This window comes from Geomonas sp. (assembly GCF_056994735.1).
This window is the reverse complement of record NZ_JBXKJL010000458.1, coordinates 55,464-67,561: the sequence shown is the minus strand read 5'-3', so window position 1 is coordinate 67,561 and position 12,098 is coordinate 55,464. Positions and strand designations below refer to the sequence as shown.

Annotated in this window: 11 protein-coding genes; 3 read left to right on the top strand and 8 right to left on the bottom strand. The window is 62.8% G+C overall.

Annotated features, from left to right (window positions below):
• Window positions 1-225 precede the first annotated feature (225 nt).
• Complete coding sequence (locus AC11W3_RS19855; RefSeq protein WP_484093611.1) at window positions 226-1,350, bottom strand: metallophosphoesterase; 1,125 nt, start codon at window positions 1,348-1,350, stop codon at window positions 226-228.
• Between the two features lie 226 nt (window positions 1,351-1,576).
• On the opposite strand from AC11W3_RS19855, the gene AC11W3_RS19850 reads away from it, so the two are divergent.
• On the top strand, window positions 1,577-2,881 hold the full coding sequence (locus tag AC11W3_RS19850; RefSeq protein WP_484093610.1) for a 4Fe-4S dicluster domain-containing protein: 1,305 nt from the start codon (window positions 1,577-1,579) through the stop codon (window positions 2,879-2,881).
• 128 nt (window positions 2,882-3,009) lie between these two features.
• Here AC11W3_RS19850 and AC11W3_RS19845 read toward each other — a convergent pair whose 3' ends face one another.
• Window positions 3,010-3,879, bottom strand: a complete 870-nt coding sequence (locus AC11W3_RS19845) for a sterol desaturase family protein (RefSeq protein WP_484090118.1) — start codon at window positions 3,877-3,879, stop codon at window positions 3,010-3,012.
• Between the two features lie 232 nt (window positions 3,880-4,111).
• On the opposite strand from AC11W3_RS19845, the gene AC11W3_RS19840 reads away from it, so the two are divergent.
• Together AC11W3_RS19840 and AC11W3_RS19835 are read left to right on the top strand one after the other, a co-directional pair.
• Window positions 4,112-4,567, top strand: coding sequence for an AtaL-like protein (locus AC11W3_RS19840; protein ID WP_484090119.1), 456 nt, complete (start codon window positions 4,112-4,114; stop codon window positions 4,565-4,567).
• A 26-nt stretch (window positions 4,568-4,593) separates the two neighbouring features.
• Window positions 4,594-5,034, top strand: coding sequence for a surface-adhesin E family protein (locus tag AC11W3_RS19835; RefSeq protein ID WP_484090120.1), 441 nt, complete (start codon window positions 4,594-4,596; stop codon window positions 5,032-5,034).
• A gap of 12 nt (window positions 5,035-5,046) precedes the next feature.
• Here the strand turns inward: AC11W3_RS19835 and aroC are convergent, their stop codons facing one another.
• From aroC to AC11W3_RS19805, 6 genes are all read right to left on the bottom strand, one after another.
• Window positions 5,047-6,156 (bottom strand): chorismate synthase, encoded by a 1,110-nt coding sequence (gene aroC / locus AC11W3_RS19830; RefSeq protein ID WP_484090121.1) that lies wholly within the window; start codon window positions 6,154-6,156, stop codon window positions 5,047-5,049.
• A gap of 43 nt (window positions 6,157-6,199) precedes the next feature.
• Entirely contained in the window at window positions 6,200-8,317 is a 2,118-nt protein-coding gene (glgX, locus tag AC11W3_RS19825; RefSeq protein WP_484090122.1) for a glycogen debranching protein GlgX, read from the bottom strand.
• A 209-nt stretch (window positions 8,318-8,526) separates the two neighbouring features.
• The gene (gene lnt / locus AC11W3_RS19820; RefSeq protein ID WP_484090123.1) at window positions 8,527-10,071 is read right to left on the bottom strand and encodes an apolipoprotein N-acyltransferase; all 1,545 of its coding nucleotides are present in this window, start codon (window positions 10,069-10,071) and stop codon (window positions 8,527-8,529) included.
• A 177-nt stretch (window positions 10,072-10,248) separates the two neighbouring features.
• On the bottom strand, window positions 10,249-10,755 hold the full coding sequence (locus AC11W3_RS19815) for a glycine zipper family protein (protein ID WP_484090124.1): 507 nt from the start codon (window positions 10,753-10,755) through the stop codon (window positions 10,249-10,251).
• A gap of 3 nt (window positions 10,756-10,758) precedes the next feature.
• Complete coding sequence (locus AC11W3_RS19810; protein ID WP_484090125.1) at window positions 10,759-11,295, bottom strand: hypothetical protein; 537 nt, start codon at window positions 11,293-11,295, stop codon at window positions 10,759-10,761.
• Window positions 11,296-11,564: 269 nt separating this feature from the next.
• Window positions 11,565-12,098: a DUF4142 domain-containing protein gene (locus tag AC11W3_RS19805; protein WP_484090126.1), complete on the bottom strand. Its 534-nt coding sequence runs from the start codon at window positions 12,096-12,098 to the stop codon at window positions 11,565-11,567.

Genomic DNA, 12,098 nt, shown 5'->3' with positions numbered 1-12,098 from the left:
CGAGTTCTACCCGGCTCCCCTGCGGACCGGAAATGGTCCTCATGCTGCGGTACAGTCCTTCGCCCCGAAGGGCCTCAAGCTCGTCTGCAAATGTCTGCACACTCTTCTCCGATCTGAACGGCTTACGCACCACGGGACCCTTCCAGCCGCATTGCTAGCTGTCTTATTAACACAGGCAGGAATCATCGTCAACCTGAGAGCGCGACCAAGGTTGACAATAGCCTTTCAGGCGGGAGGAAGAAGGTCGATGACGGTCACCTCGGGAGGAGCCAGCACTCTCATGGGAGGCCCCCAGGTGCCACTTCCGCGGCTCACGTAGAGAAAGGAGCCGGCGCCGACCTCGGAAAGCCCCACCTTCTCGGGGTAAGCCAGGCGGGTGACCAGGTTGAAAGGAAAGATCTGCCCCTTGTGGACGTGCCCGGAAAGCTGCAGGTCGAAGAGCCCCAGGGCCTCCTTGTCGACCACGGGACGATGCTTCAGCAGGATCTTGAAATGCCCGGCAGGTAGCGTCGCCAGCAAAGTATAATCTGCGGCGCCTTTTCCCCCGCGGGTAAGGGCCGGATCGTCGACACCGGCAACAGAGACGAAGTCGTTAATTTGTACTGTCTCCCGGCGCAAGAGCCGAAAGCCGCTCTCCTCGGTGAAGGAGGTTGATGGCTTCACCCCGGCGAAGACCTCGTGATTTCCGAGTACGGCATACTTTCCCAGCGGCGGCTTTACCGCGGAGAGTTTCAGCTCCAGCCCCCTCAGACCGTCCATCTGGCCGTCGACGAGGTCGCCGGTACTGACCAGGATGTCCGGTTGCAGGGAGGCGACTTTCCCGAGGATCATCCTCAACCGCTCCTGCCCGACCATGAGTCCCAGGTGGACATCGGAGATCTGGACGATCCTTACCCTCCCCACGGATCGCGGTATCCTGGGGCTGCGCAAGGTCACCTCCTCCACCCGTATCGCCCTGGCCTCGAAAAGCCCGTAGATGGAGGCAAGCAAAGCCACCACCATCGCCGCCAGCAGCAAGGGGGGCGCCGGAGGTGCGAGATCCCGCTTAAGCATCCATCCGGCCAGGGCAAGGCCTCCCCTCGCGAGGTCCAGCGCCACCGAGGCGCTCAGGTAGAGGAAGAAGAACCCCATCCAGAGGTAGCCCAGGTACCCGATAAACCTTGCGATGCTTTCCAAGCCGTAACGCTCCAGGACCCTTACCAGGATGGGAGCCAGCACCATTAAGAGGGAGAGGATGGTGAAAACCAGCGGATACGGTGCCCCGAGATGGAAGGTCCGCACGGTTCTGGAGAGGAGGTAGGCATGGGCGCCGCCATAGATGGCAAGGTAGAAAAGGATAAAGAGGTACACTGTTCCTCCTCATGGAAAATTATTTGAACAGTATCACAATGAGACATTGCAGGCGAGATAAAGCACGCTATAGTATTAACCGCCTCCAATACTGTCACGGAGGCGGCTCTGCCCGCGGCTATGACAGAATTCTGCCACAGCCCCAGCATCAATTAATCTCACAACGCCCAGCTTGTGACTTCGCGAGTCTAAAATCCTCACCGTCTGAACCTTTTGGAGAGCATCAATGCTGAACCTCGCCGGTACAAACGGGTACGGCTCTCTCGTCGATCGCCTGAACAGGTTCCCTCAAGGGGCGCCTCCCTCGGAACTGCTGACCCGGATCCTGGGCCTGCTCCTTACCGAGAAGGAGGCGGGGCTGGTGGGGAGGCTGCCGCTTCGTCCCGTTTCGGCGGCCATGGCGGCTCAGATCTGGAACTTACGCGAGGTGGAGGCCTTCCGTATCCTGGAGGGACTGGCGGATCGGGCGCTGCTGCTGGACCTGGAGCATGACGGAGAGAAGATCTACCTCCTGCCCCCTCCCATGACCGGCTTCTTTGAATTCTCGCTGATGAGGGTGCGTAAGGACATCGACCAGGAGGCCCTGAGTGAACTACTCTACCAGTACCTCAACATGGAGGACGACTTCGTCCGCTCGCTGTTCGTCGAGGGGAGGACCCGGCTGGGGCGGGTCCTGGTCGGCGAAGAGGAGATCCCTTCTTCCGCGATGAGCCGGGTCTTCAACTACGAACGCGCCAGCGAGGTCATCAGGGGGGCCTGGAAGATCGGAGTCGGGAGGTGCTACTGCCGCCAGAAGATGCATCATCTCGGCCGTGCCTGCTCGGCCGCCATGGAGACCAGGATGGTCTTCGACACTGTCGCCGATTCGCTGATCCGGCATGGCCACGCCCGGGAGATCGATCAGAAGGAGTGCCTCGATATCCTCCAGCAGGCGAGGGACCAAAACCTGGTGCAGTTCGCGGAGAATGTGCGAAGCGGGGTCACCTTCATCTGCAACTGCTGCGGCTGCTGCTGCGAGGCCCTCATCGCCGCCCGAAAGTTCAGCACCCTCCGCCCGGTCCAGACCACCGGTTTCCTGGCCCGCCCCAAGAGGGAACTTTGCAGCGGTTGCGGCAGCTGCATCGACGCCTGCCCCGTGATGGCGCTGGCCCTCGTCTCCGCCAAGGACCCGAAACACCCGTGGAAAAGGGCCTGCGTGCAGGACGCCAAGCGCTGCCTGGGGTGCGGAGTCTGTGCCCGGGTCTGCAAATCGGGAGCCCTCTCCCTGGTGCCAAGGCGCGAGCGCGTGGTGACCCCGGTGGACACGGCCCACAGGGTGGTACTGATGGCGCTGGAACGTGGAAAGCTGCAGCACCTGATCTGGGACAACAACGCCCTCTTCAGCCACCGGGCCATGGCAGCGATCATGGGCTCCATCTTGAATCTGTCCACCGTTAAGAGGAGTCTGGCTGCCAGCCAGCTCGGCTCCAGGTACCTGTTGGCCATGACGGAGAGATACTCGCAGGTCATGAGCGGGGAGGAGAGATACTGAAAGAGTGTCCCGCCGGAGCGATCCCTTCCAATAGCCGCTGGTTCGACAAAAAAGACCCGCCGCTCCTCCGGTGGGTCTTTTCGTTTGTGCTGCCGCGCTGCCCGATGGCGGTTTGGGAACCGGGCTCCTCAGCCGGCCAGTGTCGTGACCGGAATGGCGAGCGGCTCGCGCCGCGGTTCGCTGCAGGGGGGATCGGGACGGAAGGGCATCTCGAGGACCTTGCCGAGGGTCAACTGCGACGGGTCCTGGTAATTGGGGACCCCGATGGTTATTTCCTGCTGCGGGACGTTGAGCCGCACGGTGCCGTGCAGGTAATCGGGCCACGAGAGGATGGTCGACCAGTTGGAGTCGGTCTCGCACCTGACGGTGGAGTGGTGGATACCGTGCATCCTGGGGGTGACGATGATGCGGCAGAGGCGGCGCTCAAGAGCGTAGGGGAGCCGCACATTGGAGTGATGGAACAGGATCTCCATCAGGGTCAGCGTCTGCCAAAGGGCAAGTCCCAGCGGAGAAATTCCCAGCAGGCGGACCTGGAGCGCCCGCCAGGGCACCGAGCAAAGGAGCTCGCCGGGATGGAAGCGCAGGGCGGTGCTGGCGTCGAGGTCGAGGTCGACGTGATGAGACTTGTGAAAGGCCCACAGGAAAGGGACCTTGTGGGTCAGGTAGTGCCAGATGAAGAGGGTGTAGTCGAGCAGGACCACGGAGAGGAAGAGATCGGCCGCCACGGGGAGCCGCACCAGCTTCAGGAGCCCCAGCCGTTTCCGGTGCACAGTCAGCGACAGCGGAGCCACTACCGGCTTCTCGGCCAGGGAGATGGTCGTCGCTGCCAGCAGCGACATGGCCACATTGCGTGCATCTCTGGAGACCTTATCGTCTCTGCTCCGTCTCAAGGGGCGGCGGATTTCCTGGAAGACCACGGTGACCAGGGTGCCCAGGACCAGCGCGGCATTCAACCACTTCGGAAGCTCCCGCTTCATCACCACGTCTCTTCTCCCCAAGCGACACCTCCTGCCGGTCCTGCACCTTGCCTCGCTTCACGCCACAGGCGGCTAGGATCGTTCCCCCGCAGGCCAATCCTGATTCTATCTCCGCCCCAGCCCCTGTCAACGAAACCGCCGTCCGCAGCATTATCGCTGCCTTGACCGCTGCCAAGGGCATTCTATAATTAGACATCGCCCAAGGGGGTACTCAGAACTGCTCGCGGGAATAAAGTTCGCAAGGAGGCGGATTATGCCGATGATCGTGAAGACCCTGCAGGCCGTGGTGCACGCGGAACACGACACGCTCTGGAAGATACTTATGGACAGGGTGGAGAATCCAGGCCGCTACCACCCCGGCGTCTCCGAGACGCGCATCGTGGAAAGGAGCGAGGGAGAGGTGGTGAGGGAGATGAAGCAGCACGGCGAGCTCGTGAAGGAAAGGATCGTGATCAAGCCGCATGACTCCGAACTGTGTCATGAGCTCCTGGAACATCCCCAATTCACCGGCTGGATCTCCACCAAGATAATCCGCACCGCCCGGCAGAGCCCGGTGGCTCCCCAGACCCTTGAGTACGACATGGAGCTTACCACCAAATCGTTCCTGGTCAGGGGAGCGGTTCAGGGGGAAGAGGAGATCATCGCCGACATCAAGTCGGAGATGGAGAAGCTCAAATCGAGGGCGGAAGAGATGGACAGCCGCCGCTAAAGGCTTGAGGCTGTCCCGGAGGAGCGATGATGAGAGTGAATTCGGCGCTGATAACTGCTCTGGTAGTCTTGACCGCGATGATCGCGTCGACGGTCCTGGCTGCGGAAGGGGACTGGGTGCTTCTCGACGAGAACCAGGGATCTAACTTCTTCTACGACAAGGGGGGCACCACCAAGCCTAAAGCGGGGGTCCTCCGGGTGAGGACCCGGGTGGTTTATACGGCGGAGGGGAAGAAAGAGGCCCTGCGCACCCTCTCCTCGCCGAAGAGCCTGGAAAACCTCTACGAGTCCCGGTATGTCTATGACCTCGACTGCGGGGAAAAGGAGAGCAGGCTTCTGGAGGTGACTCACCTGGACCAGAATGGGACCGTCCTGAAGAATACCGACCTTTCCCGCTACACCGACTGGGAGGCCATTCCGCCTGAGGTGCGGATGGCGCTGGTTGCCCAGCTGGCCTGCCAGGATTGACGACAACTGTGACTACGGGGCGCGGTAAAGCTGCGGCGCCCTCCTTTCCCGGTACTGCTGCCGCAGCAGCAGATCCATCAGCACCAAGGCCGCCATGCTTTCCACGATCGGAACCGCCCTTGGCACGATGCAGGGATCGTGGCGCCCCTTGGCCTCCAGCTCCTGTTCGGAGCCGTTGAAACCGGCAGTCCTCTGCTTGACCCCTATGGTGGCCGGCGGCTTGAAGGCCACCCTGAACCAGATCGGCTCGCCGTTGGAAATCCCCCCCTGAACGCCCCCGCTGTAGTTGGTCAAGGTCCCCAGCCGCGACCCCTTCTGGACGAAGGGATCGTTGTGGACGCTCCCCAGCATGGCGCTGCCGCCGAAGCCCGACCCGATCTCGAATCCCTTGGAAGCCGGCAGCGACAGCATGGCGTGGGCCAGCATGGCCTCGAGCTTGTCGAATACCGGCTCCCCCAGGCCCGCCTGAACGTTCCTGCAGACGCATCCCACCACCCCACCGACCGAATCGCTGTTATCCCTGACCTCCCCGATCAGCTCTTCCATGGCCCGGGCTGCGACGGGGTCGGGGGAGCGGACCGCGCGGGCATCGACCTCGGCCCTGGAGATCTGCTCGAGGTCGACCGGCCCCCCGCCGAGAGCCCCGACTGCGTCGACCCAGGCCACGATCTCGACGCCGCAGCTCTCCCTCAGGAATTTCTCGGCGATGGCACCGGCGGCGACCCGGCCTATCGTTTCCCGGGCGCTGGCCCTCCCCCCGCCGCTGGAGGCCCTCCTACCGTACTTGATTTGATAGGTGAAGTCGGCATGGGAGGGGCGGGGAATATCGTACATCTCGTGGTAGTCGCCGGGCCGCTGGTCGCGGTTGTGGACCATGAGCCCGATGGGTGTGCCGAGAGTGACGCCGTCCTCCACGCCGGAGAGGATGGTGACCTGGTCCTTTTCGCTGCGCGGGGTGCTGAGGGCGCTCTGCCCCGGGCGGCGACGGTCCAGTTGCGGCTGGATGTCCGCCTCGCTCAGGGCCATGCCGGAAGGACAGCCGTCGACGATGGCGCCGACCGCCGGGCAGTGGCTCTCTCCAAAGGTGGAAACCCTGAACAGGGTGCCGAAGACTGACGACATGCCCCCTCCTTCCAGTCGGTGGCTGCGGATGAGACGTGCGCTCTCAGGTCGAGTTTTTCCGACGCCGCCCGGGACCCTTGGCGACCAGCACAGCGAGCGCCCGGGGAGGCAGGGAGTAGGTAGTGGTCTCGATTGCCGGCAAGTCATCCCAGGCGATGATGTCGTCGGGGGTGGGGAGGGATGTGTCGATCCAGCGGTGCCAGACCCCTCCGGGGAGCCTATCGGGAGGGGGTAGGGTGAAGCTCAGGGGACGCCAGTAGGCGTTGATAACGTAATGGAAGACCACGCGCCGGTTCACGCTCCAGGCGGTGAGGGCGATGCTGTGGGACTCGTGGCTCCAGTCCGGCGTACCCAGGCGCACGCCGTGCCACTCCAGCTTCGCCTGCGCCAGCAGGCGGCTGAGCGCCATATCCCCGGCGCTGGCGTCGCTGTGACTGAGCCGCGCCTTGATCAGCTCCCTGGTGAAACGGTGCACGTCCGAGTAGACCTGGAGCCTGCGCCAGTCGAACCAGCCGATCTCGTTGTCCTGGCAGTAGGCGTTGTTGTTCCCCAGCTGGGTGCGCCGGATCTCGTCACCCATGAGGATCATGGGAGTCCCGAGGGCAAGAAGGGTGACGGCCAGGAAGTTCTTCACCTGGCGGTTGCGGAGGGCCTCGATGGCGAGGTCGTCGGTCGGCCCCTCGGCGCCGCAGTTCCAGCTCGCGTTGTTGTCGGCGCCGTCCAGGTTTGACTCGCCGTTGGCTTCGTTGTGCTTCTTGTTGTAGGAGACCAGGTCGTTCAGGGTGAAGCCGTCGTGGCAGGTGATGAAGTTGATGCTCTGCTCGGGCTCCCGCTCCTGATGCCCGTAGATGTCGGGGCTCGCCAGCAGCCTCGCGGCGAAGCGGGAGATGACCCCGTTGTCCCCCTTGAGGAAACTGCGCACGTCGTCGCGGAACTCGCCGTTCCACTCCTTCCAGCTATCGCCGATGAAGCTCCCGACCTGGTAAAGCCCCCCCGCGTCCCAGGCCTCCGCTATCAGCTTGATCCCGGCCAGGGCCGGGTCGGATTCGATATCCCAGAGGATCGGGGGGTTCTTCAGCGGTCGCCCCTCCCCGTCCCGCGACAGGATGGAGGCCAGGTCGAAGCGGAAGCCGTCGACGTGCATCTCCTTGACCCAGTAGTGCAGGCTGTCGATGATCATCCGGCGCACCACGTGGTGATTGGCGTTCAAGGTGTTGCCGCAGCCGGTGTAGTTCAGGTAGTCGCCCTCGGGGCTGAGGGAATAATAGACGTCGTTGGCGAATCCCCTGAAGCAGAAGGTGGGGCCCTTGTGGTCCCCTTCCGAGGTGTGATTGAAGACCACATCCAGGATCACCTCGATCCCGGCGCGATGCAGGGCCTTGACCAGGTCGCGGAATTCGTCCAGCGGCCCCAGCGGGTCCTTGCGAGAGCTGTAGGCGGCATGGGGGGCGAAGAAGGAGACCGGGCTGTAACCCCAGTAGTTGCGAAGACCGAAGGGGGCGTCGTGCGGGTCGTACTGGAAGACCGGGAGGAGTTCCACCGCGGTCACGCCCAGGTCCTGCAGGTAGGGGATCTTCTCGATCAGGCCCGCGTAGGTGCCGCGCTTGTCCGGCGAGACCCCCGAGGAGGGGTGCCTGGTGAAGCCGGCGACGTGCATTTCGTAGATGACGGTCCCCGAGTAGGCGCGCTTGAGCGGGATGTCCCCTTCCCAGTCGTAGCCGCGGGGGTCGGCGACCACGCTCTTCATGGCGCATGCAACGTTGTCACCCGGCACGCAGGCAGCGGCCCGGTCATATCCCTCGGGGACGGCCACGGCACGGCCATAGGGATCGATCAGCACCTTGCCGGGGTCGAAGCGCCGGCCTCGCTGCGGGTCGAAGGGTCCCGCGATCCGGTAGCCGTAAAGCTGGCCGGGGCGAACGCCCGAAACGAAGGTATGCCAGTAGTGATAGGTTCGGTTGCGCCTGGGGTCGAGGGCGATGACGCGGGAGGGGGTGGCATCCTCGGCGCGGTCAAAAAGGAGAATTTCGACCGAGGTGCAGTCCCTGGCGAAGACACTGAAGTTGACCCCGCCGGGGAAAACAGTCGCTCCCAGTGGAGAGGTGTTACCCCTGTGGATCTCGCACGATTTGACGCCGTCTTTGTCAGTGACTGTAGCCATTGAATCCCTGGATGTTTGAGCAGGTGACAGTATCTTGGGAATACTACGTCTCGGTGAGCCGTCGTCGTGACGCAAACATTGTATCACACTAACAGGGCAGCGACATTGAGAACCATATAAGAGAAAGAAATAGAGTCAAACATAGTAGAACTCGGCCGGACGAAGCAGCGAAAGGTAAAGCTCTCTGTGAGGAAGCAGCGCCATCTGTCTCAGCGGATGCGTCGGGTTTTTGCAATGCGGGACGCCCGGATCATGGAGAGTATGGAGAGAGCGGCGCAAAGCCAGCCGAGCCAGTCCCCGGCAACGGCATAGAAGGTGCGCCCCTTCAGGAGGGGGACGGTGTCGGCCAGCACCTCCCGGGTCCAGATCCCGGTCCGGCTGGTGATGCGCCCCACCGGGTCGACGAAGGCCGAGATGCCGGTGTTGGTGACCCGCACCAGGGATCGGCGGTTCTCGATCGACCTGAAACTGGCCAGTGCCAGGTGCTCCATGGGCTCGGTGGAATTCCCGTACCACGAATCATTGGTCAGGTTGAACATGACGTCGGGGGTGATGCCCTCGCGCCCCCCCCTCATCAGCCTCCGGATGTGCACCGGGAAGATGTCCTCATAGCAGATGCTCACCGACAGCAGGCGCCTGCCAAGCCTCAGCGGCTCCTCGCTCTCCCCCGGAAGGAAACGGCTGGTATAGGGCGACCAGGAGTAGAGAACGGGAAAGAGGTCGCCGAAGGGAATGTACTCGCCGAAGGGGACCAGCACGGTCTTGTCGTAGCTGCCGAGGATCCTCCCGGAGGCATCGGTCAGGATGGCACTGTTGGTGAAGCTCACCCTTTCACCCGCTCTTTGCAGGCAGGCTCCCAGGAGCATCGGCGTCCCCAGGTTACCGGAGACGACGGGAGGGAGCGCGCTGTCGCGGGAGGCGAGATTGAGCATGCAGACGCCCTCGGGCCACACGATGAGGTCGGGTGTCCTCCTGGCCACAAGCTCCCTGGAGAGCTCCTGGTGTTCGCGCAGCCTGGTCTCCGGATCGAGGTAGTTGTCGGCGGCACCGCGGTTGGTCTGCACCAGCCCGACCGTCATCTTCTCGGCGGTGGACATCTCCCTGTCGACGCTCCTGATGCGGAACTCGCCGTATGCGGCCACGAGCGCCAGGAGAGCGGCGAAGACCGCCAGCGGCCGCCAGGGGAGGCGCCTCTTCTGAAGCCAGGAGGTTGCCGCCGCGTAGATGACCGCGTTGATGTAGACCACCAGGAAGCTCACCCCCAGGATGCCGGTTAGATCGGCAATCTGGGTCAGCCGGGGAAGGAGGTACTGGCTGGCCCCCAGGTAGTTCGGGAAGACCTCCGGCCACAGCTTCTCCACCGCGGTCCAGACTACCGGTGCCACCCAGATCACGCTCCAGCCCGTTTCACGGGTGATGAACCTGGTGCCGCAGGCCCAGGCCGCCAGCACTATCCCGTTCGCTGCCGCCAGGAAGATAAGCCCCAGTACTCCGACAGGCCAGGGTGCTCCCGCGAACTGCCGGAACATCTGGATGATCCAGTAAAAACCGCCTCCATGCCCCACGATGCCGGCGACCCAGCCGATCATGAAAGCCCGCCCTGCCGATTGCTCGCGCACGGCCCACAGGACCGGGACCAAGGCGATCCACTCGAGATAGAACTGGTCAAAACCGGCATATCCCAGAAAGATCAGGATCCCGCTGATCACGGCCGCAATCCAGGGCATTGTCGAGGCGAATCTTCTCTGGTTCACTTTCCTTCCCTTCATGTGGCGGGTATTTGCCTCACGTCTGCGTCCCGGGAGGAACCGGGCTGCAGACGGCGGGAGCAAAGTAGCACATATCGTTAACAAACTCAAAGGAATCAGGAGGCTGAAACAGGAACGGCGCCCGTCAAGGCGCCGCTCCGGCAACATCAAGCATCGCTCCCCCTAGCGGGGAGGGTAGTAGTCCGGGGGAACGGCATACTCTCCGGCGGGCATTGAACGGTACCCCCGGGTCGACACCGGGATCTGGTTCCCCTTGGCGTACATGCACTGCACGTAGGTGTTGTCGTAGCGCCGCTGCGCCTCGGCCCCGTAAACCTCCCCTGCGCTCGCGCCACCGGCGGTCCCAAAGAGGAGGCCGGTCCCGCCGCCGATCGCGGCGCCGGCCCCGGGGCTTCCGGCGGCAGCACCGATGGCGGCACCGGCGCCCGCCCCGATGAGCGTCCCGATCGCCCCGCTGGTTACCATGCTGCGGTTGGCTGTACCCTGCGGGGTTTCACCCAGCATGGAGGCCGCCCACTGCCTGCAAACCGCATCCTCACCCATGAACTGTTCGAAGGACTTCCCCGGCGCCGGGAGCACCCTGACACTCGGCCCCGTCGGCAAGGAAGCACACCCGGTAAGGGCCAGCAAACCGAGAACAGCCAAAACTTTCCGTCTCTGTCGGGTCATCGCTCATTCCTCCTGGTCTGATGGCGGGGTGGGGATAACCTTCATCCAGCCACCCGGGCATCGCCTCACGTACGGATAGTAGCCGCGCGACTCCTTGCAGTAATACCAGTAGTTCTGCTGCTCCGGCTGCGGGGTGCTCAGGATGTACTCCTCGGGCTGCTGCCGTTCTATGACTACCGTCGAAGAAGGGTACGGATAGGCATAGTATGGGTAGAACGGATAGAAGAAGGGGTCCCAGAACCAGGGGCCGCCGACGAAGACGCCCCCCCTGAAATGGCCGCCACCATGCCCGTCGAAGTGCCGCCCCCCTCCGTGGCCGACAAAACCGCCGCCGCCACGTCCACTGAAGTGGCCTCCCCCGCCGTGACCGACAAAACCGCCACCGCCACGTCCACCGGAATGGCCGCCACCACCTCCACCGGAATGGCCGCCACCGCCGCCGTGCCCCCCTCGCTGGGCGTAAGCCTGATCGAACCCGGTGAAGGTCATGGCAGCGAAGAGCATTGGGACCAGTAACAATATGAACCTTACCCTTTTCATGTTGCCCCCTCTACTACCTTGATTTCCTGGGTGTCATTATACAACTTCCCCTAAATATCTGCAAAACCGCCATTTCCCACCCTTTCCGCCGTCATCCCCGAATGCCTCCATCGGGGATCCATCTCTGGATTCCCGCTCCCGCGGAAATGACAGGTAAGGGGAGTTGGAAGGGAGGATACCCAGTAGACGTGCCATGCACCTGGGAAAATGAAGAAAGGCCCTGCGGCTTTCGCCGGAGGGCCTTTCTGTTGCTCACCCATGATGCCTGATTACTTGACCTTCGCGCCGACCTTGTGGGCTGTTTCCGTCGCCAGCCGCAGGTGCTGTTCGAGGGTGGGGAGGGTTTTGTCGACATAGGCCTTAAGATCGGGGTCCTTGGCGGACTTGGAGGCGGCCTTGAACTTCTTGATGTCCTTCTTGTGGTCGGCCACCATTGCTGCCATGTACTTCTTGTCAAACTCATCGCCGGTGTACTTGGACAGCTTATCGATCGTGGCCTTACTTGTCTTGTCCATCTGGGCCGGGAGCGGCGCTTTCTTCTGCGAGGCCAGCGCCTTCAGCTCATCTCCTGCGGCCTTGTGGTCGGTCTCCATCATCTTGCCGAAATCCTTCACCGCCTGGGCGTTGCCGTTTTGCTGAGCGATTTTGCCTAGTTCGACTTCCATGTCTCCGCCGCTGGCGGCATTCCTGATAAAGGTCTTCTCGGATGCGGTGAGGCCCCCCTTATCGGCAGCCAGTCCCGTCATCGCCATGCCCAAAACAAAGAGTGAAACCATTGCCACCAGAGCCAATGCCCCTCTCAT

Bases quoted from the DNA above. Each gene is read 5' to 3' on its own strand.
- AC11W3_RS19850 (WP_484093610.1), top strand. From the start codon at position 1,577: ATGCTGAACCTCGCCGGTACAAACGGGTACGGCTCTCTCGTCGATCGC.
- AC11W3_RS19840 (WP_484090119.1), top strand. From the start codon at position 4,112: ATGCCGATGATCGTGAAGACCCTGCAGGCCGTGGTGCACGCGGAACAC.
- AC11W3_RS19835 (WP_484090120.1), top strand. From the start codon at position 4,594: ATGATGAGAGTGAATTCGGCGCTGATAACTGCTCTGGTAGTCTTGACC.
- aroC (WP_484090121.1), bottom strand. From the start codon at position 6,156: ATGTCGTCAGTCTTCGGCACCCTGTTCAGGGTTTCCACCTTTGGAGAG.
- glgX (WP_484090122.1), bottom strand. From the start codon at position 8,317: ATGGCTACAGTCACTGACAAAGACGGCGTCAAATCGTGCGAGATCCAC.
- AC11W3_RS19815 (WP_484090124.1), bottom strand. From the start codon at position 10,755: ATGACCCGACAGAGACGGAAAGTTTTGGCTGTTCTCGGTTTGCTGGCC.
- AC11W3_RS19810 (WP_484090125.1), bottom strand. From the start codon at position 11,295: ATGAAAAGGGTAAGGTTCATATTGTTACTGGTCCCAATGCTCTTCGCT.
- AC11W3_RS19805 (WP_484090126.1), bottom strand. From the start codon at position 12,098: ATGAGAGGGGCATTGGCTCTGGTGGCAATGGTTTCACTCTTTGTTTTG.